This window comes from Salinisphaera sp. T5B8, from assembly GCF_040361255.1.
Classification (GTDB): Bacteria; Pseudomonadota; Gammaproteobacteria; order Nevskiales; family Salinisphaeraceae; genus Salinisphaera.
Map to the genome: position 1 here is coordinate 1 of NZ_APNG01000003.1, position 26,656 is coordinate 26,656.

The window sequence follows — 26,656 nt, forward strand, 5'->3', positions numbered from 1 at the left end:
CGCATAGCGCCTGGTCGCGTATCAGGCGCTGGGTATCAACATACAAGGTCGGATTAGCCGAAGGCGTAATCCGACAAGAACGCAGACACGTGCCCTGATTTCGGTTGATAGCCGCATCAACTCAGCTCTATGGGCTAGCCGCCTGTATTCGGGCCCCGTGTGGAGCGAACGAGAAGCACAGGGCCGAAGGGTTTCCGGCGCACTGCGCCGGTGCGGCAAGGTGTTTGAGGATCGCCAAAGCGATCCGAGCCATATTGATTGACTAGGGCCGCACCCTTCGGCCCGAGCATCGCAGTGGTTCGGCGCGCTTCGCTCCGACGCGTAACCCGGGTGTCTTTTCCTTTGCCTACTTTCGTTTGGACAAGCAAACGAAAGTGGGTCGCGCTGCAGCGCGAAACAGAAGGGACGCCGAACTCGTGAGTGCCGAAAGCCGGGCAACTCGAAAATTTTCGGGTTCTGAATCAATGGTCGAGTTGATCCGAAGCGAGTAAGTCTCGACCGAGAAGCCTCAGCCGCAAACCGACGCCGCGCCTGCTCTGCCCTGATCGCTGTTTGGACAGGCCCAACAAAAAAACGCCCCGGCAAAGCCGAGGCGTTTTCTCTTTCAGTTTCAGCGACGCGGAGCTAGAACTTCACGTTCACCCCGGCAATCACGCTACGCCCCGGCTGGGCGACACGCAGAAACGAGGTGCTGCGGATGATCTCGTCGTCGAGCAGGTTGTCGCCCCGCAGATAGACCATGGTTTCGGTGTCGTCGTAGCCGGCCAGGCGATAGCCCACGAAGGCGGTGAGGTCGGTATAGCCGGCGGTTTCGTCTTCGAGCGGACCGGGGTGGTCCTGATGCGACGCACGCAGGGCTTCGATCGTGCCCAGCCAGGTCTTGCTGTCGTAGTCCAGGCCCACGCCGTAACGCCCGGGCGTGATCCGCGGCAGGTTGGTGTCGTCGTCGAGTTCGGCTCGGACGTAGTCGCCGAGTAGGCGGGCGGTCAGGCGGTGCGCGCCTTCGATCAGGTCGTAACCGATCTCGGCTTCGCCGCCATAGAAAGTAGCATCGGCGGCGGCGTAGTCGATGAGCAGGAATTCGCCATCGGGTTCGAATTCGCCTTCTTCGTTGACGCGGTCGGCAATGCCGTCGGAGGCCGGCGTGCCGGTGCCATCGGCGTTGAGGCCGGCGTCGACCGAGCGCTGATAGATGTAGTCGTCGTACTTGGTATAGAACAGGCTGGTATCGAAACGCAGCCGGCCGTTGATACGACGCAGGCCCAGATCGAAGCTGTTGGCGGCTTCTTCGCCGAAGCTGCCGTTACCGCGTTCGTAGGTGAGCGTGGCTTCGTGCGGGCCGAAGCTGTACAGCTCTTCGGTGGCGGGCGCGCGTTCGTAGCGGCCGGCGGTGGCGGTGAACACGTAGTGATCGCCAATGGTGCGCTTGGCGCCCAGCGATACGCTGATCGGGGTGTGGTCGACATCCGAGCGGCCTTCGCTGGTGTCCTGTTCCTGGTATTCGACACGCAGGCCGCCCTGGACGGTCCAGTTGTCGTCGAGCGGGCGCTGTTCCACCCAGAACGCCGCGATCGAGCGGGTCTCGGTGGCCGGCACGAACGACTCTTCCTCGCCGTAGGCCTTGAAGTCGCGGTCGAAGCCCTGCAAGCCGAAGATGCCGGTAAAGCCGGCGACTGGTGCGTGTTCGGCAGCAATACGCAGTTCGGTTTCTTTGTTGTCGAAGAAGGCTTCCGGGGTTTCTTCGCCCTCGGTATGCAGGTAGTCGGTATAGGCGCCGGAGAATTCGAGCCGCTTGAGGCCGGGGGCGACATCGTAGACCTCGCCCTTGAGATCGTAGCGATCCTGGGTCAGCCGAATCTGAGCCTCTTCACCGGGAATGCCGTACTGGCGCCCGAAATGGCTGACCGCGCCGCCGACATAGCCCCAGTCGCCGGAATAGGAGGTACCCGCGCTGTAGGTGTCGGTATCGGTTTCACTGTTGTCGATGAGGCGGCTGTCGTCGGCCTTGTAGTCGTCGGTGAGGCGTTTCATGCCCTGCACGTTCAGGGCGAAATCGCCGATACCGCCGGTGACGTCCAGGCGCTGCAGGCGCTGGCCCAGGGTGCTGTCGCCACGCTCGAGGGTGGCCTCGCCAGTCACGCCGTCGGGCGCGGTCATGGGAATGCGATCGGTGACCACATTGACCACGCCGCCGATCGCGCCGGAGCCATAGAGCAGAGTCGACGGGCCCTTGAGCACTTCCACCTGGCGTGCCGAGTAGGGGTCGATGCTCACGGCATGATCCTGGCTGAGCGTGGAGACATCGGCCGAGGACAACCCGTTTTCCTGTACGCGTACGCGCGCGCCGGACTGGCCACGGATGACCGGGCGGCCCACGCCCTGGCCGAAGTCGGCCGAACTGATGCCGGGCGTATCGGCGAGCGTCGCGCCCAGGCTCTGGCCGCGTTTGCGAACCAGTTCCGGGCCGGCGACCACGGTGGCGGCTTCGATGGCCTGGCTCGGGTCCTGATCGTCGAAAGCCAGGGCTTCCACCGAAATCGGCCCGAGCATCAGGCTGTCGCCGGGCGCGGTATCGGATTGGGCAAATAGGGGCTGGCCTGCGCCGAGCAGGCACACACCGGCCGCCGGCACGAGCAGGCGTGCAACGTTTGAATAAGCCATGTAGAGGGTTTCCGTCTGATAAGCGAATACGGACTACGAATTCGCGAAAAATGCCGCCTTGGGCAGCAGGAAAAGCGCGTGTGATCAGACGAAAGACAAAGGCGGCGCGCGCGCCGTACGCCCGTTGGCGACGGGTGGCGTAGGGCCGGTGTTGATAGGCGGGGTGGCGAGATCGGCCGGCGCGTTGCCGAGCGTGATCGCGGCGGCGCCCGGCGGCGCGCTGCCGGTGTGATCGTGCGCACACAGCACGCAGACATGGTCGCCGTGACCGAGCGCGATGGGGTGTTCGAAGGCATGGGCGAACGCCAGCGCCTGGGCGCACAGTAGTACGACCAGCACGAGCGCGCAGCGTAGCTTGTGATTCCCCATGGCCTGTTCGAATCCAGGTATGCGCCGACCCGGCGCGCTGGCTATATTACGTTATAAAGTAACTTGTAGACAGTATTTTTTTGAACACCGATACGGCTTGCGAACACGCGCCGCGGTGGGCGCATAACGCCATCGCCCGGTACCCATCGAAAAAAGCCCCGCCTGCGATACAAACGGGGCCATGCTGCCGGTCAGGCTGTTGCGCCGAGGATGTTCACTCGTCGGCTGCGACGACCCGGAAGATCGTGCCGCCGGCATCGTCGCTGATATACAGCGCCCCGTCGGGGCCCTGGGCGAGGCCGGCCGGGCGATGGTCGGCGCTGCCGGGCGAGGCCACGGTTTCGCCGCTGCCGGTAAAGCCGGGCGCGCCGGCGAAGTCTTCGTAGTCGGCGGTGGCCTGGCCGTTTTCAAACGGCTGATAAATCACCCGATAACCGGCCTGCGGACTGGGCGCGCGGTTCCAGGAGCCATGAAAGGCGATGAAGGCGCCGCCGTTGTATTTCGAGCCAAAGCTGTCACCGTCATAGAACAGAATATCCATGGGCGCCCAGTGGGCCGGATAGGCCGCCAGTGGCTGTTCGTAGTCGGCGCACTGGCCCACCTTGTCGCCGTCGCCGCCGTATTCCGGGCCGAGGACTTTCTTGTCCTGTTTCGGATCGTAGTAGCAGAACGGCCAGCCGAAGTGATCGCCTTCATCAATGGCGAACAGTTCCTCGGCGGGCAGATGCGCGCTCTGCTGCTGCGTGAACGTGTCCGGCCAGTTCGAATGCAGCTGATCGCGCCCGTGCTGAACGCCGTAGAGCTGGCCGTCGTACCAGTCCAGCGCGAACATGTTGCGCAGGCCGGTGGCGTATTCGGTTTTTGGCTCGAAGGTCTGGCCGGTTTCGGTGGCCGAGAATTTCCAGATGCCGCCGTGGTTGTCGAGCAGCGGGCAGGGCTCCTGACCTTTCGAGCCGGGCTGGCGGTCGTTTTCCTGGCAGGCGTTGGACGGCGCGCCGTTGTTGACGAACAGCTGGCCGTCATCGCTGATCGCCAACCCGCGTGCGGCATGCGAGGACTGCTGCGGCAGGCCGGTGACGATATGTTCGGGCTCGCCTTGCGGCACCAGATTATCGTCGAGCTTGTAGCGATAGATATCGGTGACGGTCGCGGCGTAGAGCCAGCCGTCATGGATCGCCAGGCCGGTACCGCCGCCTTCGCCGAAGGTTTCGCGCTCGTCGGCCACGCCGTCGTCATCGCTGTCGCGGAGCGCCATCAGGCCGTGGCCGTCGACATTGTTGGCCAGATTCACATACACCGTGCCGTTATCGGCGACGGCCAGATGCCGCGGCTTGCCGGCGTCCTCGGCGAACTGGGTGGCACAGAAGCCGTCGGGCAGGTCGAGGCCGGCGGTCTCGCAATCGGCCGCGGCGCTGGCGTGGCCGGCGGTCAAAAGACCCGTCGCGGCCAGTGCTGTCGCACAGAGCGTGGGTAACGTAAGCGTTCGCATCGTTTATCCGTTGGGCATTGTTATCGATGGGTCGGTTATATCAGTTACCGGTCGGCCCCGGCAAAATGTCCAAAAAAAACGATAAAATAACTATTGAAACGTTATCCGCTGCCCCTATCGTTGCTGATGTAACGACGCAGCCCATTGATTCGGGGCGAAAAAACAGGAGGGTAGATTATGGCTATTCAGCGTTATCAGAACCGTTTCGAACCGAGCAGCCTGCTCGCGCAGTTCAACGACGAAATTAATCGCATGTTCGTACAGGACAGCAACGCCTTCCCGGCACTGGCCGGCGGGGCCTGGACGCCGAACGTGGATATCCGCGAAACCGACAACGCGTATCACATCGAGGCCGAAGTGCCCGGCGTGAACCCGCAGGATATCGAGGTCACCCTCGACAAGGGCGTGCTCACGCTCAAGGGCGAACGCAGCGAAGAAAAGACCGACGACAACGGTCAGGCACGCTATCGCGAGCGTCGCTTCGGATCGTTCGTGCGCCGCTTCTCGTTGCCCGAAACCGCGGACGAGGAAAACATCGAAGCCCGCGCGGAACACGGTGTGCTGCGGCTGACCATCAACAAGAAAGCCACCAGCGAACCGCGGCGTATCACCGTGCGCAGCGGCGACACCGGCACCGCGACGGTGGACACGCAGGATCAGGCCGAAAGCGCCTGATCGCCTGCCCGGCACAGCCGAAAACGGGGCCGCTTGGCCCCGTTTTTTTATGTGGCCGACTGGCAAAGTCGGCCGGCCAGTGCGCGCGTTTGGCTGATGGCCTGCGCTTTCGACGCCGCGAAACGATCATCGCCGAATTCCTGATATTCGATCCCGACATGATGGATTTCGTCGGCCCCGAGATAGCCCGATAGCGAACGCAGATGCGGCAACAGATGGCCGGCGTGTTCGTTGAATTCGCCTGGGCCGAAGCCGAATTCCCCCGATGCGGTCAGCGCCACCAGTTGCTTGCCGCCGAGGATCGGTTCCAGCGGCCGGTCGCCGCGGGCGAGATCGAAGCTGAAGGTCCGCCCGATCCGCACGACCTGATCGACCCAGGCCTTCAGTGCGGCGGGTAGGCCGTAGTTGTACATGGGCGTGGCGATTACCAGTACGTCGGCCTGTTCCAGTTCGTCGATCAGCGTATCGGACAGGGCCAGTGCCGCGTTTTGTGCGTCGCTGCGCTCGGCCGCTGGTGTGAAGGCCGCGGCGATCCAGTCTTCAGACACGGCCGGCGGCGGCTCGATGCCGATATCGCGGCGGATGAGTTCGATCGTCGGTTCGTTTGTCTGCCACTGGGCGATAAACAGATCGCCGAGCATGCGAGTGAGCGAACGGTTGAGGCGGGCACTGGCGTCGATACGCAGGAGGGTGGTCATGGGTCGGTCCAAGGGATGTGTTGGCTGCAACTATCCAGTCGGGCGACTGCCGTGACAAAAGCAAAGAAAGCGTCTATAGATGCGCTAAATTCATCTGTTGCGGGGTGCGGGTGTCGTTCCCGTCGCTATCGGCGCTACGCGCATTCGAAGCCGCGGCCCGGCTGGGTAGTTTCAAGGCAGCGGCCGAGGCACTGCATTTGTCGCCCACCGCCGTGTCCCACCATATTCGCGGGCTTGAGGCACAGCTGGGCGTGTCGTTGTTCGTACGCCGCACGCGCGCCATTACGCCGACCGAGGCCGGGTTGCAGCTGTCGCAGGCGGCCACGCGTGCGTTTTCGGAACTCGAGGCGGCCGTCGCCGCACTGCGCGATGACGAAAACCGCCTGACGATCTCCACCACGCCGGCGTTTGCCACACTATGGCTGGCCCCGCGTATCGACGACTTCGAGCAGCGCCATCCCGATCTGCGGATACGACTGGTGTCTTCGACCGAGCCCGTCGATCTCGAGCGCGATCGCGAGGTTGATATCGCGATTCGGTATTCAGCCGCCGACCCCGATACCGACGACAGCCGTATTCTGGTGCGCGAGTCGGTGGGGGCGTTTGCGAGCCCGGCCTATCTCGCCGCGGGTGTGCCGATCGAGACGGTCGATCGACTGGCCACGTGTTGGCCGGACGCGCGGCTGGCCCCTATCGACTGGGCCACATGGCAAGTGCAGGCCGGCGTCGGCCCGCTGGACGAGGCGAAGCTACGCACCTTCGCGCACGAGCAGGAAGTGGTTCAGGCGGCGCTCGCCGGCAAGGGCGTGGCGCTGGTGAGCGAACTGCTGGTACGGGATATGGTCGCGCGTGGCTGGCTGGTGGCCTGGCGGCCGGAGATTCGCATGCCCGGCCATGCCTATCGCCTGATTACCGGGCCGTTGAAGGCCCACACGCGCCGCGCGGCTCTGTTCATTGCCTGGCTAAAGAACGCGCTTGCGGGCGATCAGCGTAAATAGCTGCGCGAGTTCGTATCGATTCAAAGAGGCCTGTCAGCTTGGTTGTCGCCCCTCCCGCTCGATCTGTCGTCATCTTTGCTTCGATGCTTATACTTTGTGTCAATTGACGGGGTAAGGGCCATAAATATTTCTTTGTGCCCAGAGAAAACTCTCTCAGACTCTACCCATCTTATAATTAGCTCTTCGTCAAATTTCGGTTCAACATGGTGAATGAGCTTTGCAGCATCACGTAGTAGATATTGTCCGAATGCATCAGCTTTAGATATCTGGTTTATTGCCTCGATATTCTTTTCGGGCGCCTTGATGAGAAGATCGGAAACAATTTGTACGTGCCCATTTTGGTTGCTAGCTTTATTGTATAAATCCCACCCCGCAGCTCGGACAAAGCGCTCTGCTTTTGCTCTCTCTCTATTCTCGTATCGCGCATATGCTATTCCAGCTATGCCGACTACAAGACCTGCAATACCAAGAATATTCGATAGCAAGGTATTCCCCTTTAGAAATTGAGCTGTATTTTAAGTATGTGTGTGCTTACCGAAACAGCGTATCGATATGATCGGCGCCGATGCCTACCCGGTCGTAGTGCTCACGGCAGAGGGCGATATAGTCGTGGACGTCGAAATAGCCGTCCGACTCGCCCTGTTCGTCGAGCCAGATGAGCGGGCCTTTCACCACGAAGAACACCCGCATCGGGTCTTCGTGTTCGTAGGCGACAAGGGTATGGCCTTCGCCCGGCGTTTCGTAAACAAAGTCGCCGGCAGTGGCGATCCAGTCGTGTTCCAGATAGCCCCATTTACCGGAGATGGTGTAGGCGAACACTTCGTTGGGGTGGTAGTGGCGATTGACCAGGCCCGCGCCCTTGGCCATGAGCACGTCGCACCAGCGGTTCGAGGACGGCGATATCCATAGCGGGCGCGAGGACACCGTATCGTTGAAGGGCACGTAGTAGCGTTCGTCCTCGGTGGGCGCGTTGGCGATATGCACTTCCGGCAGCGTATCGGGCTTGAAGCTGTTGGGGATCGGTGGGATATCGCGCCAGAATTCGCTGGTTGGTGCTTTGGTGGGCATGGTCGCGCCTCGGTCTGATTATTATTGGTCAACGCCGAGTGTCGATGTCCGGCCGAGTGCGTGCAACGTCGCCCGCCCGGTCGCGATCAATCGTTGGCCCGCAGCGTGGTCCAGGCGGGCTGGCGCAACACATCGCGCAGCGAGGCCAACCCGGAGAGGGCGATTACGCCGGTGGCGACAGTGATTGCGATCAGCCACAGCGGCCAGCGCCAGGCGTAGTCGAGGTCGAACACCCACACCGCGAGCACGATGGCGGTGACCTGGGCGATCGCGGCTGCCAGCAGCGACGCACACAGCCCAATGAGCAGGCACTCGCCGAAGGTAGCCTGACGCAGCCAGCTCGAGCGCGCGCCGAGCGCTCGCAGCAGTGCGGCTTCGCGTAGCCGTTCGGCGCGGCTGGCCTGCATGGCGGCCAGCAGTACCACCAGACCGGCGGCCAGGGTGAAGCCGAACACCAGCTCGATGGCCAGGCTCAGCCGGTCGATCAGCGTGGTGAGTTGTTTGAGGATGGCGGCGATATCGATCACGCTGATATTGGAGAATTCGCGCACCAGTGCACCGATCACGCCGTGCGCGTCGTCGGGCACGTAGAGGCTGGTGATATAGGTCGCCGAGAATTCGTCCAGCACGCCCGGCGCGAACAGCACATAGAAGTTCGCCTGCAGGCTGGACCAGTCGATTTCGCGAATGCTTTCGATGGTGGCGGTGACCGGTGTGCCGGTGATGTCGAAGGTGAGGCTATCGCCCACGTCCACACCCAGGCGTTCGGCCACCGAGGTATCGATGGACATGCGCGGCTTGCCGGTATCGTCCGCATCGAACCACTGGCCGGCGACGATACGGTTGTCGTTTTTCAGCGTGTCGATCCACGACAGGTTCAGTTCGCGCCGGGTCAGCTCGCCGGCCTGTTCAGCCAGTTCGGCGTCGTCTGCGATCGCGGTGCCGTCCACCGCCGTGAGCCGCCCGCGTACCAGCGGGTAGAAGTCCGCGTTCAGACCGGCCTGTTGCAGACGTTCGGCGACCGCCGGCTGTTGTTCGCGGGTGATGTTGATCAGGAAACGATTGGGCGCGTCGGCGGCGATATCCGCCTGCCAGCCGGCGAGCAGGTCGCCGCGGACAATCACCAGCATGAACAGCATGGTCAGGCCGATGCCGAAGGCCACGATCTGCAGCGCGCTGGCCTGGCGTCGGCGTGCCAGGGCCGACAGCGCCAGCCGCAGGCCCGGCCCGCCGCGGTTGCCGATGCGTGGGCGCAGCCGGTCGATACCGGCCAGCAGGCCCAGGGCGACGACCCACAGCACGGCGGTGCCGCCAATAGTCGCACCCACGACCCAGGCGGTCAGCGTGATATCGCGGGTGGCGGCCGCCGCCAGCAGGGCGACGCTTGCGAGTGCAGCGGCATAGATCAGCCACATGCGCCCGCGCTGTTCGGCAAGCGAGCGGGCGAGCACCCGTGCCGGCGGCGTGGCCCGGGCCTGGGCCAGCGCCGGCCAGGCAAACCCGGCCAGCAGCACCGCGCCGGTGGCCGCGGCCGGCCACAGGGCGAGCCACGAGGCCGCGGGCAGCTGTATTTCGAAGGCGCGGGCGATCAGCTGTGAAATACCCAGCTGGGCCAGCCAGGCAACCAGCAGCCCGAGGCCGATACCGATCGCGCCCACGAATACCAGCTGCCAGGCCATCAGCCGGGCGATCAAGCCACGGGCTGCACCCAGGGTCTTGAGCAGGGCGATTTCATCCAGCCGCGACGATGCATGCTGGCGCGCAGTCAGCGCGATGGCGACGCCCGCGAGTACCACGGCCACGAGTGCGGCCAGGTCCAGAAACACGTCGGCGCGATCCAGCGCCCGCGCCAGCGCGCGGTTGGATTCGGCCGGGGTGCGCAACCTCTCGCCGGGCTGCAGGGTGGGCTCCAGACGTTCGCGCACCTGTTCGAGCGCGGCCGGTTCGCCGGCGATGCGTTCGTCGTAGTTCGCCCGGCTGCCCGGGCCGAGAAGGCCGGTGGCGGGCACGTCGGCATCGCGTATGAGCACCCGCGGTGCGATATTGGCAAAGCCCTGGCCGCGATCGGGTTCGATGACCAGTACGGCGGCGATTTTCAGACGTGCATCGCCGAGGTTGAGCGTGTCGCCCACCGCAAGCTGCTGGGCATCGAGAATACGCTGGGCCACCCAGGCCGTACCCGGCTCGGGGGGCTGAGTGATCGTTTCGGTCGGGCTGTCCGGGGCGCCGCGCCGCAGCGTGACTTCGCCGCGCAGCGGATAGCCGTCTTGCACCGCCTTGACCGAGACCAGCGTGATCTCGTCGTCGTTCTGGCTGACCACGCTCGGAAACACGGTCACGCCGTGATGGGCCACGCCGATCTCGTCGAGAATGGCCGCCCGCTTTTCATCCAGCGGCGCGCGCAGTTCCAGTTCCAGGTCGCCGGCGAGCGTGGCCGCGCCCTGGCGCTCCATGCCGGCGCGTACGCGATCGGTCATCTGGCTGACCGCGCCCACGGCGGCCACGGCCACCACGAGCGCGATCAGCAGAATCCAGGCCGAGCCGTCGCGCCGGCTGCGCCCGATCTGGCGCCAGGCCAGCCGTACGGCGGAGGTGCGATCAGTCCTCATGCAGCTTTCCGTCGGCCAGCCGGGTCCGTCGGGCACAGCGGGCGGCCAGGTCCTCGTCGTGGGTGACCAGCACGAGCGTGGTGCCCTGTTCAGCGTTGAGTTCGAACAGCTGGTCGATCACTTCGGCCCCGGTCGCGCCGTCGAGGTTGCCGGTGGGTTCGTCGGCAAACAGGATCTTGGGCCGGCAGGCAAAGGCGCGGGCAAGGGCCACGCGCTGCTGTTCGCCGCCGGAGAGCTGGCGCGGCGTGTGCTTGATGCGATGCGCCAGGCCCACCTGTTCGAGCAGCCCCTGCGCGGTTTCGCGTGCCTCGCCCAGATCGGCGCCGGTCAGTTCCAGCGGCAGAGTGACGTTATCCAGCGCCGACAGGCCGGAGAGCAGCTGGAACGATTGAAACACGAAGCCCACCTGGCCACTGCGCCAGGCCGCGCGTGCATCCTCGTCGAGATCCGACATCTCGCGTCCGAGCAGGGAGAGTTTGCCGCGGCTGGGCGTATCCAGCCCCGCGAGCAGGGCCAGAAGCGTCGATTTGCCCGAGCCGGACGTACCCACGATCGAGAGCGTATCGCCCGCGTTCAGCGATAGTTCGATACCGTCGAGGATGGTGAGCGCACGCTCACCGCTTTCGATCGTCTTGGACAGATCGACCGCTTCTAATGCAGGAGATGACATTGAGCCGAGTTTCTTGGTCCGAAAAAGGGTTGGCGCGGCGCGTATGGGTCAGCATGACCGCAGCGCTGCTGTTTGCGACATGCAGCTTCGCATACGCACAGCCGAGCGTGCTGGTTTTCGGCGACAGCCTGAGCGCCGGTTACGGCCTCGATCGCGGCGAAGGCTGGGTGGCGCTACTGCGCGATCGCCTTGCGGAAAACGATCGCGACGTTGAAGTAGTCAATGCCAGCGTTTCCGGCGAAACCACCGCCGGCGGGCGTGGGCGGCTGGATGCCGCGCTGAAACGCCACGAGCCGGCGGTGGTCATTCTGGAGCTGGGCGGTAACGACGGCCTGCGCGCGCTGCCGGTTAAAACCATGAAGGACAACCTCGCCGCCATGATCGAGGCCAGCCGCGATTCGGGTGCGAAAGTGCTGCTGTTGGGCATGCGTATTCCCTCCAACTACGGTAAGCGCTATGCCGACCAGTTTCACCAGGCGTTCGTCGATCTGGCCGAAGAAACCGAGGTCGCTTTCGTACCGTTCTTTCTGGAAGACATCGCCACCGATCGCGGCAATTTCCAGAACGACGGCGTGCACCCCAACGCCAAGGCCCAGCCCGCGATGCTCGATGCCGTCTGGCCGGAGCTTGCGCCCTTGATCGATGCCAAGGCGACGGCCGCCGCACAACCGTGAATTCTGCCGGTCGGTCGAGGCTGCTGCCCTATCGACTGCCGCCTCAGCACGGCCTGGCAACCCGGCAGCCAAACCGCGAGCACATGCTAATATGACCACATTGGTGGCTAAAGATATGGCATGTCCATGAATATCAACGACACCGACGACCGCTTCTTTCATCTCGCCGGCAACGAGGCGATCGAATCCCGGGCGATCGCACAGCGCCTGCATGTCAACAAAACCCAGCTTGCCGATGTGTTGGGGATTGGCGTTGACTCCCTGCGACGCAGCCATCGCGAGCGCGCCGCACGCGTGCAGACGCGCATGCGCGACATGATAGAAATCATCAACCGGGCCCAGCCCTGGGCCGGTTCGGTCAACCAGGCGTTTGCCTGGTATCGCTCGCAGCCCCTGCCGTCGTTCGGCGATCAGACCGCCGAAGAACTGGTGAAGGAAGGGCGCGCGGATGCCGTGAAAGCCTATCTGTCGCGCATCAATGAAGGCGGCTATGCCTAAGGCCGGGCATGGCGGGCGACTATTTCAGCGGTACGGTCTATCGCGCGCATAACCCGCGCTGGTCGTTCGCGCCCGACTCCGGCGCCGGTGCGGCCAAGCATGGCGGGCGGTTCAACCGGCCCGGCGTGCCGGCGCTGTATACCAGTAGCCGCTACGAACTCGCCATCGCGGAAGCGCACCAGGGCCTGGCCTACAAGCTCCAACCGCTCACCATCGTAAGCTACGCCATCGTGCACGAAAGCGTGCTCGACCTGTCAACGCCGGCAGCCTGCGACGTGGCCAACGTGGCATTCGAAGATCTGGGCTGTGCCTGGGAACTGATCGCCTACGAAGGGGCAAATGCCGCCGAGCTGGGCACTGGCCGATCGGCTGATCGCGGCCGGCGTCGGCGCCATTGTCGTGCCCTCGTTTGCGGTGGGCGCCAGTCGAGGCGACCGCAATATCGTGTTCTGGCGCTGGCAAGCCACACCGCCGTGCCAGGTGGCCGTGAACGACGACTGGCACCGGCTGCCGCGCGATGATCGGTCCTGGCGCTAATGAATCAGGCGCTTTAGCTTTGCGCCCGTTTCAAAGCGCTTCTCGGTTATGTATGAAACGCAGTGGGCCGCGCTCAAGCAAGCCGATTGTCCGCAAATGAACGCGAATAAGCCGAAAGACAGAGCGATCGAAAGCCGTTTGGGCTGGTGTTCATGCCGCATGCTGAACGCTGGACCTAATCAAGCGCCCCGGTATGGCGGCTTTAGTGCGGAACCAAGCCTTGGCGCGAAGCGTCTCGATCACTCTGTCGCCGTTTCGTATTCCGTATCGAATACGCCGCGAAAGTACACAACCGCATCTGCGAGCATCTGCGTTGATCTGCGGACTTTCTTATTCGCGAGAACGAAGCTCGTACGCATCAGGCGGTAGTGTTAATCCGGCCGAAGCGCGTCCGCGATCCGCGATGCGACCAGATGTAGTTCGCTGTTATCGAGCGGCACGAGCTCCAATACGATCTGCCCATGGGCCAGGGCGTGTTCCATGACGCGAATCGCGGGGCGTCCGCTGGCGAGCGCCTGGGTCAGCGCGGTGGCGTGCTCTGGCGAGTCGAGCTGTAGCACGACGCGCGAAAACGGCGCCTGTGAAGGATCGGGCCATTCGCTGGCCGTGAGGCCGGGCACCGCCTGCATCTGATCCAGAAACCAGGCGACCTTGCAGGCCTGTTCGTCGCGCCATGTATCGCGGTGGGATGAAGCACGTTCTTCGAGCGCGGCAAGCACACCGCATAACGCTTCCTTGCTCGCTTTCATGCCCCGGCCAATGCCGCGCTCCTGGGCCCGGCACGCGGCCACATAATCGGCACGCCCGATCATCAGGCCGGCGGGCGGCGCGGCGAGGTACTTGTGTGCACTCACGAGCACCAGATCGGCGCCGGTATCCAGCAGTTCGTCGAGACGAATATCGTGCGCGGCCCCCTCGATGATCACCGGAATGCCACGCCTGTGCGCAACGCTAACCGCTGCGTCGAAATCAACCCGCGGCCCTTGAGTGAGACGCGACGAAACGAGCAGTAGACAGGCGGTTTCGGGGTGGGCCAGGGCGGCGTCCAGCTCGGCGATCTCGCATGCCGCCGGGTCGCCGACCTGGATCGGCGTTGCGCCTGCCAGGCGGATATCGGTGAGAATCGGATGGCCGTAATTCACGACATGAGCGTTCGGAATGACCACACGGCTCGGCATGCCGCGGGTATCGGGTAATGCCGCGATCTTGGCTTGGTCTGTACCGGTCATCGCCGCTGCGACGGCCACGGTGATGCCTGCGGCGACGCAGTGGGTGAGCGCCGCGGCCTCGGCGCCTTATAGATCGGCGACGGTCTGGCTTAGCCGTGTCTGCAATTCGTCGATAACGAAGAATTGCCCAAGCGCATCGGCCACCGTTTGGGCCACATACGGCGACGAGCGCGACACGCCCAGCGGGGTGAAGGTCCCCGCTGCATTGATGATGGGAGTCAGCCCATGGCGTGTCTGCAGATCCATGCGATCGCCGGATTAGCCGCTTTCCTTGGTCGCGTACGGGCAGGCCGGCGCCTCGACGCCCGCGGCGGCCAGATGCTGGGCGAAGGCGATGGTGGTGCGGTCGTGGCCGTAGTCGCCGACGATCTGCAGGCCCACGGGCAGGCCGTCGTCGGTCAGGCCCACGGGGGCGCTGGTGGCTGGCAGGCCGGCGACGGTGGCCGGGGCGATCCAACGGAACAGATTGGTATAGCCGTGGCTTTTGCCGTCCACGTCGATCTTGCGCGAAAGCACATTGCCGCCGTGATCGTGGGCTATGGCGGGTACGCAGACACTGGGCAGCAGCAGCACGTCGTAGTCGGCGAACAGGCTGTGCCATTTGGCGCGCAGCTTGTGTCGGGCTTCGTCGGCCTTGGCCCAGTCGCGATGGCTGGTGGTGGCGCGTTCGGCAAAGCCGCCGACAGTGCCCATGTCGTTCTTGCCAACCAGGCCCATGAACTTGGCGCCGCGTCGGGCCTTGTTATAGAGCTTGTCGGGGATGGAGGCGCCGACCAAGCCGTTGAGCAGGCGGTCGTAGGTTTCGTAGCTGGCTTCGAAACCGCCCGGCAGGTCGTCGAGCTTCGTGACCGTAGCCCCCGCGCGGCGGGCGGCTTCCAGCGCGTCTTCCAGGCGTGCCTTGACTGCTGACGAGATCGGGCAGAAGTCGTGCTCGAACAGATAGCCGATCTTGAAGTCGGCAAGCGTCGTGGGTTTGGGCGCGGGCAGCTTCGCCTGCCAGACGCTGGCTTCGATGCTGTCGGCGCCCGCCATGACGTCGAGTGCCAGGGCCAGATCCGCCGGATGGCGAGCCAGCGGGCCGGCCACGCACAGATCGGGTTCGCTGCGGGTGCCGGGCGGCCCCGGGATATGCCCACGCATGGGAATCACGCCGTAGGAACTCTTGTGCCCGTACACGCCGCACCAGCTCGACGGTGTACGAATCGAGCCAGCCAGATCGGAGCCCAGCTCCAGGGGCGTAAAGCCGGCAGCCAGACCTGCGGCCGCGCCGCCGGAGGAGCCGCCCGAGGTGCGCTCGGTGTTCCAGGGGTTGTTGGTGGTGCCGTAGATCGGGTTGAAGGTCTGTACATCCTGGGCCAGGCGCGGCGTGTTGGTCTTGCCGAAGATTACCGCGCCGGCGGCGCGTAGCCGGGCCACGGCCACGGCATCGTCGCTGCTGCGATAGTCCTTGAGCTTGGGCTCGCCGACCACGGTGGGCAGGCCGGCGACTTCATAGGTGTCCTTGATCGTCATCGGCACGCCGTGCAGCGGCCCCCAGTTCTGGCCGGCCGCGATCGCGGCATCGGCTTCATCGGCGCGCTGGCGGGCGGCTTCGATATCCATGGCCACGACGGCGTTGATCGGTTCGCCCAGCGTTTCGATACGTTCCAGATAGTGGTCGAGCGCTACGCGGCTGGAGATGTCGCCACGGGCGATGGCGCCGGCCAGTTCGCCGGCGCTGAGTTGATGGATATCGGTCATCGGGTCGTTATCCTTGTCGTTCTCGAACTTGATATGCGTTATTCGCTGTCGCTGTCGCTTTCACTGCGCGGCGTTTTCAGCGCGTCGAACAGCGCCTGCTTGAACAGCTCGGGCGATTCGATCGGCGGCAGGTGGCCGATGCCTTCGAACGTCACCAGTTCGGCGTTGGGCATGCGGGCGACGGCTTTACGCCCGAGGGCGGGGTAATCGCCGAGCTCGGCGGCAAGTTCGTCGGAGACGAGATCGCTGCCGAGTGCTGTGCGATCGCGGGTGCCGATCATGAGGGTGGTGGGCACGTCGATCTGCTCGAATTCATAGAACACGGGCTGGGTATAGACCATGTCGTAGGTTGCGGCCTGGGCCCAGGCGACCTTGGACTTGTCGGCCTCGCTGCCGGTGTACATGCCGGCGAGCATCTTCGCCCATTCGGCGTAATCGTCGTTCCATTCGCCGTCGTAATAGCTTTTCACCTGATAGGACTTGATGGCGGCATAGTCCTTTTTCATCTCGCGGGCATACCAGGCGTTCATGCCGCGATAGGGCACGCCCTTGGCCTTCCAGTCTTCCAGGCCGATCGGGTCGACCAGCACGAGCTGTTCGATGGTGTCGGGGTACATCAGCGCATAGCGCATGGCCAGCATGCCGCCCATGGAATGGCCGATGATCGTGGCGTTGTCGATATCCAGCGATGCCAGCAGCGCCTGCGTGTTCGCAGCCAGGTGATGGAAGCTGTAGCTGTAGGCCGCCGGCTTGTCGGACTTACAGAAGCCGATTTGGTCCGGCACGATCACCCGATAGCCGTTGTCGGCCAGGGCCTGGGCCGTATCCTGCCAGTAGGCGCCGCAGAAGTTCTTGCCGTGCAGCAGGACCGCCACCGGCGCGTTGCGGATGTCATCGGTGGGGGCGATATCCATATAGGCCATGGATACCTTGCCCTGGGGTTCATCGATCTCGAAGTGCGAAACCGGCCAGGGGTAGTCGTAGTTTTCCAGATTGGGGCCGAGATCGGCAGCCTGGGCGTTGTTGCTGGCATCTTGCGCGTGAGCGGCGGCGAAGGCCGTGCTGCAGACGGCGAAGGTCAGCGCACAGGCAATGGCGCGTGGATTCATGGCGGTCGAGCGTTGAAGAACCGATGGCGGCCAGCATACCCACAGTCGTCGACCGACCACCAGCGTGTGGAACCGAATGCGTCCAGGCGTGTTCCATAGGAGTAGCGGGTGGTTGAGACGCATTTTTTGGGCGGGCAGTCGCCAACGACAGGCCCGACAGCCGAAGGGGGCAGGGTGAGCGATCGCATACAGGCGCCGCGCAGCGCAGCGCAGAATCAATTCCTGCGCTGGCTGCTGGCGGCGTTCATGGGTTTGACCAGCGCGGTGCTGGCCGCGGCCGAGCCGGCGGTGGTGGTGGATACGGTGCGCGTGGACGAGCGCCGCTGGCAGCAGACGGTGCCGCTTTACGGCACGCTCACCTCGCCCCGGGATGCCGACGTAACGCCGCGTATCGCCGGTCTGGTCGAAACGGTGGCCGTGGATGCCGGCGACCGGGTCAAGGCCGGCGATACCCTCATCGAACTCGACCGGGCGCTTTCCAGGCTGGAACTGGACACGCTCCAGGCCTCGGCCGACGAAGCCGCCGCCCAGCTTGAAGAAGCACGACGACTGCTGCGCGAAGCCGATCGGCTGGCCGGGCGCGGCGCGGTGTCGCAAAGCGAACTGGAGGCCCGGCGTTCGCAGGTGGCGGTACGCGCGGCGGCGGTGCAACGCCTGCGCGCCGAAGTGGCGGCCCAGCGCGAACGCCTGGCACGACATACGCTGATCGCGCCCTTCGATGGCGTGGTACGCGCACGCATGGTGGACCCGGGCGAATACGTGGCCCAGACCACGCCGGCGGTATCGCTGGTGGCCACCGATACGTTGCGCCTGGACGTATACGCGCCGCAGCAATATTTCGGACTCATCGAGCCGGGCATGGGCGTGCGGGTGGAGCCGGAAACGCCGATCGACGCGCCGATTGACGCCAAGGTGGACGTGATCGTGGGCGCCAGCGATGCCACGGCCCGCAGTTTCCTGGTGCGCATGTTCGTGGACAACCGTGACGGCGCACTCACGCCCGGCATGTCGGCCAAGGCAATGCTGGAACTTGCAAGCGCCGAGGCCGTGGTAATCGCGCCCCGGGATGCGCTCGTGCGTGTGCCCGGCGGGGGCACACGCATGTGGCTGGTGCGCGAAGACGACGACGGCACCCTGCGCGCGGTCAAGCGCCAGGTTTCGCTCGGGCGCAGCGCGAACAACGAGGTGGAAGTGCTCGACGGTCTCGAGGCCGGCGATCGCGTGGTGGTGCGCGGCAACGAAAGCCTGGAAGCCGGGCAACCGGTGCGCATACGCGACGAGCGCTCCGCCTCGGCTGGGCCATCGGCCATCCCGCCGGACAACGATGGCCGAAGCCTGCGGCTTTCGCAGCCCGGGGGCTGATCGATGTTCGAAGCGCTGATCAAGCGCGGCACGCTGATGACCATCGTCGTGCTGCTGATCTGTCTGTTCGGCGTGCTAGCGGCGATGCGCATTCCCGTCCAGATGATTCCCGATCTGGCGGTGCGCACGATCACCGTGACCACCAGCTGGCCGGGGGCCACGCCGCAGGACGTGGAAAACGAAATCCTCATCGAGCAGGAGGAATATCTCGCCAATATCATCGGCCTGCAGCGCATGAGCGCCGAGGCCAAGACCGGCGAGGCCGAGATCGAGCTGGAGTTTCCCTTCTCCACCGACGTCAACGAAGCGCTCATTCGTGTGACCAACGCGCTCATGCAGGTGCCCAGCTACCCCGAGGACGTGAACGAGCCGGAGGTGGTCGCGGCCTCGTTCTCCCAAAATTCCTTCATGTATCTGAGCGTGGCGGCCGAGGCTGGCAATCCGGCGGGGCTGGACATGGCGTTCATGCGCGACTTCGTCGACGACGAGGTGCGCCGACGCATGGAGCGCGTCGAGGGCGTGGCGGATGTGCAGGTCGGCGGCGGCGCCGAACGCCAGGTGCAGATTCATATCGACCCGTCGAAACTGGCCGCCCGCAACATCTCGATGACCGACGTGCGCGATGCGATTCGTGCCCGCAACCAGGATATTTCCGGCGGCGATATGGATGCCGGCAAGCGGCGCTATCTGGTGCGTACGGTCGGGCGTTTCGACGACGTGTCGGGCCTGGCCGGGGTGGTGCTTTCACGGCGCGGCGACTCGGTGACCACGCTCGGCGACGTAGCGGAAATTCAGCTCGACCATGCCGAAGTCCGCGAGCTGGGGTTCTACAACGACCAGCCGGTGGTCAACCTGCAGGTCCGCCGTCAGCCCGGCTCCAACGTCATCGATATCAAGCGCGACATGCTCGCGCTGCTGCCCGAGCTCAATGCCAGCGTGCTCGAGCCGGCGGGCATGCGCATGCGCCTGACCTCGGACGATGTGCGCTATGTGAGCGCCTCCATTGCCAGTGTCTATCGCAATCTGGCGATCGGCGCCGTGCTCGCCGCGATCGTGATGTTCGTGTTCCTGCGCTCGGTCTACGCCACGCTGATTGCGATTCTGGGTATTCCCATCTGCGCGATCGCAGCGTTCATTGGCCTGGCGGCGTTCGGTCGCACCATCAACGTGATCTCGCTGGCCGGCATCGCCTTTGCCATCGGCATGACGCTGGATAACAGCATCGTCGTGCTCGAAAACATTGCCCGCAAACGCAGCGAAGGCGCACGCCGCTGGCAGGCAGCCATCGACGGCGTACGCGAAGTCTGGCCGGCGGTGCTGGCCTCCACGCTGACCACGGTGATGGTGTTCGCGCCGGTGTTGTTCATCACCCAGAAGGCCGGCCAGCTGTTCTCGGATATCTCGATCGCCATTTCGGCGGCGATTCTGGTATCGATGCTGGTGGCGATCATGATGGTGCCGACCGCGGCCGCCCGTATTCTGCCGCGGGATTCCGGCGCGGCGGAGACGGCGAACGGGCCGGTATCGCGTGGCGTGCTTGCCCTGTGCGCATGGATCATCGCGGTGCGCTCGCGGCGGTATCTGAGCATGGTGTCGATCGCCGGGGCGCTGGGCGTGGGCGTGTTTGCGCTCACGCCGCCGGCGGAATATCTGCCCGACGGCGAAGAAGCGAAAACGTTTTCCTCCATGCTGCCGCCGGCCGGCTACAACCTCACCGAACTGGGCGATATTGCCGAGGAACTGCGCGAGCGCTTCATGCGCTATGTGCCGGATGAAAACGGCGATATCGAAGCCGACGACGGCGCGATGCCGGCGATCGCCTATCTGAACATGAGTGTGACCACCAATCAGCTGCGCGTGATCGCCGAGCCGGTCAACGACCGCGAGATCGGCGCGCTCATGAACGCTTTCGATGAAAGCTTCGAGGCCTATCCCGGCATGCGGGCCTTCTCGACCAAGGGTTCGATCATCTCGTCGAACGACGGCGGCACGCGGGCGATCAATATAGACATCTCAGGCGCGGATCTGGCCACGATCTATGCCGCGGCCGAGGCGATCTATGCCCGTGCCAACGCAGTGTTCGACAACCCGCAGGTACTGGCCGAGCCGTCCACGCTCACGCTTGGCCAGCCGCTGCTGCGTATCGAGCCCGACCATGCGCGTATCGCCGAGCTGGGTCTGGATGCGGCCGATATGGGCTATACGATCGCCGCGCTCACCGACGGCGCCTATGTCGACGAGTATTTCTTCTCCGACGACAAGGTCGATATCTATCTCTACGACGCGGCCGGCAAGCCCGACAGCGTGGATGCGATATCGCGCCTACCCATCGCCACGAGCGCGGGCGTGCTGCCGGTCGTCGCACTCGCCGATGTGGTGCCCACGGTGGATACCGACGTGATCCGACGCCTGGATAGCCGGCGTACGGTCACCATTCGGGTCATCCCGCCGTCCAGCGTACCGCTGGAAGCCGGCGTGGATCGGGTCAACCGCGAGGTGATCGACCACCTGCGCGAACAGGGCGCGATCGATGCCTCGCTGGCGCTGGATATCTCCGGGGCCAGCGACGAGCTGGAAGTCACCCGCGATGCGCTCATGGGCAACTATATGGTCGCCATCGGGGTGTGCTATCTGCTGCTGGTGGCGATCTTCTCCCACTGGGGGTATCCGCTGCTCATTCTCACCAGCGTGCCGCTTGGGATCGCCGGCGGCGTGGTAGGGCTTGCCATGCTCAACGGTGTCGGCGCGCTGTTGCCGCTGGTCGGCCTCACGACGCTGTCGCAGCCTTTTGACCTGATCACCATGCTCGGCTTTCTCATTCTGGTGGGTACGGTGGTGAACAACCCGATCCTCATCGTCGAGCGCGCCCGCGCCAACGTGGCCGCCGGCATGGCCGCGATCGAGGCGGTACAGGATGCCGTGGCCGTGCGGCTGCGTCCGATCCTGATGACCACCATCACCACCACCTTCGGGCTGGCGCCGCTGGTATTTCTGCCGGGCGCGGGCACCGAGCTTTATCGCGGCCTGGGGGCGATCGTGATGTTCGGGTTGTTGTTTACCATGGCCACGACCGTGACCTTTTTGCCGGCGATGCTCACGGGCGTTTTGCAATATCGCGAACGCGTACAGCGGCGGGGCGGTTGATCGGGATCGACGCTGGTATATCGATTGCATACGCTTTGCGCGGTTTTCGATCGGTATAATTGCAGAATGAAACGACTTTCCTGGCTCAAGCGGTTCTTGCCCGACCGATTCATCGTGGCGCTGCTCGGCGCGATTACGCTGGCGAGTTTCCTGCCGATTCATGGCACGGCCGCGGTGTATTACGACTACCTCACCAATGCCGCGATCGCGCTGCTGTTCTTTTTGCACGGCGCCAAGCTTTCGCGTGATGCGATCTATGCCGGAGCCACGAACTGGCGGCTGCATATCTGTGTGCTGGCGTCCACGTTCGTGCTGTTTCCGCTGATCGGTCTGGCCGCACAGCCGTTGCTGGGCGCCTGGCTTACGCCCGAGTTGCTCGCTGGCGTGCTGTTTTTGTGTCTGCTGCCGTCGACCGTGCAGTCGTCGATTGCGTTCACATCCGTGGCGCGCGGCAATATTCCCGGCGCGGTCTGTAGTGCGAGTCTGTCGAATCTGCTCGGGGTGTTCATTACGCCGCTGCTGGCGGGCGTTTTGATCAGCTCGCAATCGATCAGCGGCGGCGGCTCGCTCAATGCCGTGGTCGATATTCTGCTCAAGATTCTGTTGCCATTCGTGGTCGGCCAGATCGCGCGCCGCTGGGTGGGTGAATGGATTTCCGCACATCCGAAGGTGGTGAAATTCGTCGATCAGGGCTCGATCGTGCTGGTGGTTTATGGCGCCTTCAGTGCCTCGGTCGTGGAAGGCATGTGGCAGCGCATGCCGTTATCGGCACTGGCGGTCATCGTCCTGGTCTGCGTGGTGTTGCTGGCAATCGTCATGGCGGTCACCTTTGCCGTGGGCCGGCGCTTTTTCGCGCGCGAGGATGAAATCGTGCTGCTGTTCTGCGGCTCTAAGAAGTCGTTGGCCAGCGGTATTCCCATGGCCAAGGTGCTGTTTGCCGGCAGTGCGCTGGGTAGTGCGGTGCTGCCGTTGATGCTCTTTCACCAGCTGCAGTTGATCGTGTGTGCATTCATCGCGGCACGCTACGGGCGGGCTGCCGATGCTGCGGAGGCCCGGAACGCGCAGGCGGCGGTGAGCCGCTGAATTTGAGCGCGCCGCTACCAGGCCCGCGCGCGGCCACCGGCTGGGGTATTGCCGGCATTGCCTTTCTGGGCGGTCTCGGTGGCGGGGTGGTGTTTCCGATCCTGCCGGTCATCGGCATGGATCTGGGGATTTCCGGATTCATGATCGGGCTGATTCTGTCGGCTAACCGCATCACCCGGCTCGGCTTCAACCCGGTCACTGGCAGCCTGCTGGATCGTTTTGGCGCGCGCTGGCCGGTCGCGATCGGGCTGGCGATTGAGGCCGTGGGCACGCTGGCGTTTTCCATCGGCCTGGGCGCCGATGCGCCGGGGCTGTGGTTTCTGGCCGGGCGGGTGATTTGGGGTATCGGCTCTTCGTTGCTGCTCGTCGGTACGCTGGCCGCGGTTATGGCGATTGCGCCGCCGGCGCGTCGTGGCGGCATGACCGCGCGGGTACGCACGGCGATCAGTCTGGGGCTGCCGGCCGGGCTGGTGGTCGGCGGGCTGATCGCGGATAGCGCTTCGGCCAATGCGGCGTTTCTGACCGCGACCGCCTTGAGTGTCTTCGCCGCGCTTTTGACCCTGTACGTGTTGCCGCCTACGCAGGCGTCCCGGGTGGAAGCGGAATCCACGCAACGGCGTACGCGCACCGACACCACGCGCGAGCAATGGCGAGACCTGCTGGGTCTGAAAACCCTGCGCATCATCTGGGGCGCGAATGCGCTTTTGTTCTTCGCGGTGTCCGGGGTGCTGTTGGCGACCATCGCCGTGCTGGTCGATCAGCGTGGCCTGTTCGTATTCGGCCTGGGCGCAGAAGGCAGTGCGGGGTTGTTGATGGCGGTGCTGATGAGCGCGCGTGCTGGGGCGTCGCTGGTGGCAGGGCGGGTACTCGACCAGTCGGCGTCGCGGACACGGCTGTTGTTACCCGCCATGGCGCTGGTCGCGATCGGTTTCGTCGGGCTGGGCCTGGCCAGCAGTGCGCTGGCCGCGGCGATCGCCTTGCTGGTGATCGGCGTAGGCTCGGGCGGGCTGACCATTCCGTTGCTCACACTGCTCGGCGATGTCGCGCCCGCGCATCTGCATGGCCGGGCCTTGTCGGTCTACCAGTGGTCGAGCGATTTCGGCGGCGCGCTCGGACCGGCGGCCGGCCTGGAACTGGGGCGCCTGTTCGGCTACGGCCCAGCCTATGCCGGCGTGGGCGTGTTAATGCTGGCGATGACGTTGCCCCTGTGCTGGCTGATCGCGCGCGAACGCTGATCGGTTCTGACCTACGTTTCAAAACCCTTGGCTGCGTTCAAGCGAGTATGTGGTCCGCGAATGAACGCAAATAAGTCAGAAGACAGATAGCTGGGAAGCAACGTCGTTTGCTGCGCTTTGTATGCAATGAACAACCCTTTGCTTCAAAGTGCGATCCTGCGTGTGCTTACCGCCGTCGGTCTACGCGTTGTTCATCCGGTCTATACCACTGACCCGCTGGCATTGGCTGTATTCGATCCGCCAAGGAATGCAAAGGCGCAGGGAAGGCTGGGTTCGCGAACGCCGACCGCGCTGTTTTGTCTTATTCGCGTTTATTCGCGGACAAATTTTTGTTTGTAGGACGGCGACTTGAGTCGCGTTCCTAGTCATTAGCCGGCGTGCTGCGCCCGAGCGGGCTGCGTCCGGTTTCATGGCCGTTGTTGTCCACGAACACGGTTTCGGCATGCACCGTGTCGTTCTCGACGGTCAGCGCAATATGGTGGCGTTTTTCGCCCTTATCTTCGATACGCGGCACCCGCGCGGCGTTGAGATAGAGGGTGTGTTCATCCTGCGCCCAGGTATTGCGCCAGGCGCCGGTATGCTTGCTGCGATGGTGCATATGCCCGGCCAGCACGGCGCGCACGTGGCGGCCGGTGGCATGGGCATGGTCGATGGCTGCCCGCAGGTCCGGGTCGCCGAAGTCGCCGTGGTCCGCATCGAAGTCGCAGCCGAAAGGCGTGCCCGGCGTATCGCCCAGACCGGACGGGCCGTTGTGGGCGAGCACGATGAGATTGGCCGGGGCCTCATCGACCAGTGCACACAATTTGCGGCTGCTGGCCTGGAAGTCGGCTACGCCGAAGGCCGACTTCAGATAGTGCCGATAATAGAAACGATTCGGGCCCATCGCATGGGGACGCGCGACGAGCAGGCCGAGATTGTGATCCAGCTTGGCCAGGGTATAGCCGCCCAGCTGCACACCGCCCAGGGTTTCGTCGAGCCGGCGCACGCGCTGTGCCATGCCGAGTGCGCCCAGGCGAGCGGCCAGTGGGCGATTCTTGACCTCGGCGAGCAGTTGCCAGAGCCCGACGGCGTCGTGGTTGCCTGGAATCGCCCAGGCGGGTTTGGTGAGTGCGGCGAGCTGGCGTGCTACGGGCAAGCTGTTGGCCACGCGCGCGAAATCGCCTACGAACAGCAGCATGTCGTAATCGCTGGCATTGAAGAACGCGGTATCGCGTTCGTCCCAGAAGCCGTGTATATCGCCGATGACGCCGAATTCCATGGCGAACGTTTTAGGCTGCCACGGCGGCTGCGTCAAACATACGCCGTCATGGCCAGCGGTAAACCGCTAGAACGCGATCTCGCCGCGCAGCGTGGCGACCTTGGCGTCGTCCAGTCCCATGCCGCCGGGATTGAGGATGTACTGGAAATCGGGCTTGAGCGCCATCCACGGTGTGACCTGGATGGCGTGAAAGATCTCGATGGCGGTTTCGTGGTCCTTGGTAAAATCCGCGCCCGGGGCATCGGAAAAATCCACCCGGCTGATCATCAGCCCGCTGATATCCTCGGGTCGGTCGGCGAGCAGGGCGGTAATCTGCACGCCCGCGCCGATATGCCGGGCCAGTTCGCTGACGGCGTCGTCGGCATGCCCGTACTGGGCAAAGCCGTCGACCGCAAAGGCCGAGCCGGGATCGTCGTAGAACGACTGATCCCAGACCAGGTACACGCCGTCGCTGGCATCCTCGACGCCGCCGTCGAAACGGTCGAACTCGCCGTCGTGGCGCCAGTAGCCCACGCCCAGACGGCCGTCGAGATCGGCCACGCGATAGTTGATTCCGGTTTCGCCGATACCAAAGCGGTCGCTGTCGTCGGTGAGAAAATCCTCCGGTCCGTGCGTGCCGGTGCGCCGGCCGTTCAGCGTCGACCCGTCGTAAATACCGGCCCGGGCATAGACGCCGGCGCCCAGCTTGGCGAACAGCGCCAGGCCGGTGGCCGGATCGGGGTAGGAGGGAAACGCCAGCACCGTGGGCGAAAAACCGGGCGAAGAGTTCAGGAACTGTTCGCCGTTTTCCACGTAGGCGAAGTCTTCATTGGCGTCCATCTTGCCGAGCTTGACGGACAGGCGCTCGTCGAACAGATCCTGGCGATACCACAGCGAATACAGCGCATCGAACGGGGTTTCGTCGATATTGGAATAAACCTAGATATCGCCACTGTCGAGATTGCCGTTATCGCCATGAAAGCCGACATAAGCCACACGTAGCGTACCGCCCGGCCAGCCGAAGGCGGCGTCGGTATCCAGCTCGAGCCCGGCCTCGAGCAGATACCGGGCGGCGGTCGCGCGCGGGTTAGCACCGCCGTCGAGCACGACCGAGTAATCGCCGACTATGACTGCATTGATACTCAGTCCACGGGCCTCGGCGGCCGATCGTAGCCCACCGATGTCGCCGAGCAGGGTATCGCGCAGCATGATGCCCGGCGCTTCGTTCGCGCCGGTGTAATCGGTCGGTTGGGCCGTGCACAAAGCGGGCGCGACCCATGCGACGAAGGCCAGCAATATCGACGCGCGCTGGCCATGCGATCGCGCTCTAGCGCGCGCCGTGCTGCGAACAGGCGTGATCATGCGGCGGTTGGTGTCTCGTCGGTTCATGCAATCTCCCCGATTTTTCTAGTTCTGGCGACATAACAGGCGACGTGGGGGTCGGTTTTCGGCGCCTTGTCATGTACCAGCCGTTATTGTTAATCCGGCTTTGGCACCCACGGTGCGGGTTTCAGACTCGAGCCGTGGGTCGGCCTATTTCTGCCGATATCGGCGTGCTGTGGGGGAGCTTG

Annotated in this window: 24 protein-coding genes and 1 pseudogene; 10 read left to right on the forward strand and 15 right to left on the reverse strand. The window is 64.2% G+C overall.

Annotated elements, in window-relative coordinates; translation table 11 throughout:
- Positions 1 to 624: 624 nt before the first annotated feature.
- The 3 genes from T5B8_RS03295 to T5B8_RS03305 all read right to left on the reverse strand — a co-directional run bounded on the left by T5B8_RS03295 (position 625) and on the right by T5B8_RS03305 (position 4,519).
- Positions 625 to 2,661, reverse strand: coding sequence for a TonB-dependent receptor (locus tag T5B8_RS03295; RefSeq protein WP_353176206.1), 2,037 nt, complete (start codon positions 2,659 to 2,661; stop codon positions 625 to 627).
- Between the two features lie 84 nt (positions 2,662 to 2,745).
- Positions 2,746 to 3,030: a hypothetical protein gene (locus tag T5B8_RS03300; RefSeq protein ID WP_353176208.1), complete on the reverse strand. Its 285-nt coding sequence runs from the start codon at positions 3,028 to 3,030 to the stop codon at positions 2,746 to 2,748.
- A 214-nt stretch (positions 3,031 to 3,244) separates the two neighbouring features.
- Positions 3,245 to 4,519 (reverse strand): PQQ-dependent sugar dehydrogenase, encoded by a 1,275-nt coding sequence (locus T5B8_RS03305; RefSeq protein ID WP_353176210.1) that lies wholly within the window; start codon positions 4,517 to 4,519, stop codon positions 3,245 to 3,247.
- A 177-nt stretch (positions 4,520 to 4,696) separates the two neighbouring features.
- On the opposite strand from T5B8_RS03305, the gene T5B8_RS03310 reads away from it, so the two are divergent.
- Positions 4,697 to 5,194, forward strand: a complete 498-nt coding sequence (locus T5B8_RS03310) for an Hsp20/alpha crystallin family protein (RefSeq protein ID WP_353176212.1) — start codon at positions 4,697 to 4,699, stop codon at positions 5,192 to 5,194.
- Between the two features lie 47 nt (positions 5,195 to 5,241).
- Here the strand turns inward: T5B8_RS03310 and T5B8_RS03315 are convergent, their stop codons facing one another.
- A complete protein-coding gene (locus T5B8_RS03315; RefSeq protein WP_353176214.1) occupies positions 5,242 to 5,892 on the reverse strand; it encodes an FMN-dependent NADH-azoreductase in 651 nt (216 codons plus the stop codon).
- A gap of 110 nt (positions 5,893 to 6,002) precedes the next feature.
- Between T5B8_RS03315 and T5B8_RS03320 the strand changes: the two genes are divergently transcribed.
- Entirely contained in the window at positions 6,003 to 6,890 is an 888-nt protein-coding gene (locus T5B8_RS03320) for a LysR substrate-binding domain-containing protein (protein ID WP_353176216.1), read from the forward strand.
- 20 nt (positions 6,891 to 6,910) lie between these two features.
- On the opposite strand, the gene T5B8_RS03325 is transcribed toward T5B8_RS03320, so the two are convergent.
- The 4 genes from T5B8_RS03325 to T5B8_RS03340 form a co-directional block, all read right to left on the reverse strand.
- Complete coding sequence (locus T5B8_RS03325; protein ID WP_353176218.1) at positions 6,911 to 7,375, reverse strand: hypothetical protein; 465 nt, start codon at positions 7,373 to 7,375, stop codon at positions 6,911 to 6,913.
- A gap of 46 nt (positions 7,376 to 7,421) precedes the next feature.
- The gene (locus tag T5B8_RS03330; RefSeq protein ID WP_353176220.1) at positions 7,422 to 7,958 is read right to left on the reverse strand and encodes a 2,4'-dihydroxyacetophenone dioxygenase family protein; all 537 of its coding nucleotides are present in this window, start codon (positions 7,956 to 7,958) and stop codon (positions 7,422 to 7,424) included.
- Between the two features lie 86 nt (positions 7,959 to 8,044).
- Positions 8,045 to 10,567, reverse strand: a complete 2,523-nt coding sequence (locus T5B8_RS03335) for an ABC transporter permease (RefSeq protein WP_353176222.1) — start codon at positions 10,565 to 10,567, stop codon at positions 8,045 to 8,047.
- The gene (locus T5B8_RS03340; RefSeq protein ID WP_353176224.1) at positions 10,557 to 11,237 is read right to left on the reverse strand and encodes an ABC transporter ATP-binding protein; all 681 of its coding nucleotides are present in this window, start codon (positions 11,235 to 11,237) and stop codon (positions 10,557 to 10,559) included. Before T5B8_RS03340 ends, T5B8_RS03335 begins: the two co-directional genes overlap by 11 nt.
- Between T5B8_RS03340 and T5B8_RS03345 the strand changes: the two genes are divergently transcribed.
- The 4 genes and pseudogenes from T5B8_RS03345 (at position 11,231) to T5B8_RS03360 (ending at position 12,946) form a co-directional block, all read left to right on the forward strand.
- Complete coding sequence (locus T5B8_RS03345) at positions 11,231 to 11,911, forward strand: arylesterase (RefSeq protein WP_502950775.1); 681 nt, start codon at positions 11,231 to 11,233, stop codon at positions 11,909 to 11,911. The genes T5B8_RS03340 and T5B8_RS03345 overlap by 7 nt on opposite strands.
- Before the next feature lie 120 nt (positions 11,912 to 12,031).
- Positions 12,032 to 12,409: an antitoxin Xre/MbcA/ParS toxin-binding domain-containing protein gene (locus T5B8_RS03350; protein WP_293623698.1), complete on the forward strand. Its 378-nt coding sequence runs from the start codon at positions 12,032 to 12,034 to the stop codon at positions 12,407 to 12,409.
- Between the two features lie 8 nt (positions 12,410 to 12,417).
- Positions 12,418 to 12,633: pseudogene (locus T5B8_RS03355) on the forward strand (RES family NAD+ phosphorylase); the annotation flags it as partial.
- A 115-nt stretch (positions 12,634 to 12,748) separates the two neighbouring features.
- Positions 12,749 to 12,946 (forward strand): RES domain-containing protein, encoded by a 198-nt coding sequence (locus T5B8_RS03360; protein ID WP_353176228.1) that lies wholly within the window; start codon positions 12,749 to 12,751, stop codon positions 12,944 to 12,946.
- Positions 12,947 to 13,317: 371 nt separating this feature from the next.
- Here the strand turns inward: T5B8_RS03360 and T5B8_RS03365 are convergent, their stop codons facing one another.
- The 4 genes from T5B8_RS03365 to T5B8_RS03380 form a co-directional block, all read right to left on the reverse strand.
- Positions 13,318 to 14,175 (reverse strand): PLP-dependent aminotransferase family protein, encoded by an 858-nt coding sequence (locus T5B8_RS03365; protein ID WP_353176229.1) that lies wholly within the window; start codon positions 14,173 to 14,175, stop codon positions 13,318 to 13,320.
- 66 nt (positions 14,176 to 14,241) lie between these two features.
- Entirely contained in the window at positions 14,242 to 14,421 is a 180-nt protein-coding gene (locus T5B8_RS03370; protein ID WP_353176231.1) for a hypothetical protein, read from the reverse strand.
- A gap of 12 nt (positions 14,422 to 14,433) precedes the next feature.
- Complete coding sequence (locus T5B8_RS03375; protein WP_353176232.1) at positions 14,434 to 15,915, reverse strand: amidase; 1,482 nt, start codon at positions 15,913 to 15,915, stop codon at positions 14,434 to 14,436.
- Between the two features lie 38 nt (positions 15,916 to 15,953).
- Entirely contained in the window at positions 15,954 to 17,024 is a 1,071-nt protein-coding gene (locus T5B8_RS03380) for an alpha/beta fold hydrolase (RefSeq protein WP_353176233.1), read from the reverse strand.
- A 174-nt stretch (positions 17,025 to 17,198) separates the two neighbouring features.
- Between T5B8_RS03380 and T5B8_RS03385 the strand changes: the two genes are divergently transcribed.
- From T5B8_RS03385 to T5B8_RS03400, 4 genes are all read left to right on the forward strand, one after another.
- Positions 17,199 to 18,386 (forward strand): efflux RND transporter periplasmic adaptor subunit, encoded by a 1,188-nt coding sequence (locus T5B8_RS03385; protein ID WP_353176234.1) that lies wholly within the window; start codon positions 17,199 to 17,201, stop codon positions 18,384 to 18,386.
- Between the two features lie 3 nt (positions 18,387 to 18,389).
- On the forward strand, positions 18,390 to 21,530 hold the full coding sequence (locus T5B8_RS03390) for an efflux RND transporter permease subunit (RefSeq protein ID WP_353176236.1): 3,141 nt from the start codon (positions 18,390 to 18,392) through the stop codon (positions 21,528 to 21,530).
- A gap of 66 nt (positions 21,531 to 21,596) precedes the next feature.
- A complete protein-coding gene (locus tag T5B8_RS03395; protein WP_353176237.1) occupies positions 21,597 to 22,613 on the forward strand; it encodes a bile acid:sodium symporter family protein in 1,017 nt (338 codons plus the stop codon).
- A gap of 2 nt (positions 22,614 to 22,615) precedes the next feature.
- Positions 22,616 to 23,848, forward strand: coding sequence for an MFS transporter (locus T5B8_RS03400; RefSeq protein WP_353176239.1), 1,233 nt, complete (start codon positions 22,616 to 22,618; stop codon positions 23,846 to 23,848).
- Positions 23,849 to 24,209: 361 nt separating this feature from the next.
- On the opposite strand, the gene T5B8_RS03405 is transcribed toward T5B8_RS03400, so the two are convergent.
- From T5B8_RS03405 to T5B8_RS03415, 3 genes are all read right to left on the reverse strand, one after another.
- Positions 24,210 to 25,106: a metallophosphoesterase gene (locus tag T5B8_RS03405; RefSeq protein WP_353176241.1), complete on the reverse strand. Its 897-nt coding sequence runs from the start codon at positions 25,104 to 25,106 to the stop codon at positions 24,210 to 24,212.
- 66 nt (positions 25,107 to 25,172) lie between these two features.
- Positions 25,173 to 26,012 carry a carbohydrate porin gene (locus T5B8_RS03410; protein WP_353176633.1) on the reverse strand — a complete coding sequence of 280 codons (840 nt, stop codon included), beginning with the start codon at positions 26,010 to 26,012 and terminating at the stop codon, positions 25,173 to 25,175.
- Positions 26,013 to 26,024: 12 nt separating this feature from the next.
- Positions 26,025 to 26,474, reverse strand: a complete 450-nt coding sequence (locus T5B8_RS03415; RefSeq protein WP_353176243.1) for a hypothetical protein — start codon at positions 26,472 to 26,474, stop codon at positions 26,025 to 26,027.
- Between the last annotated feature and the right edge of the window lie 182 nt (positions 26,475 to 26,656).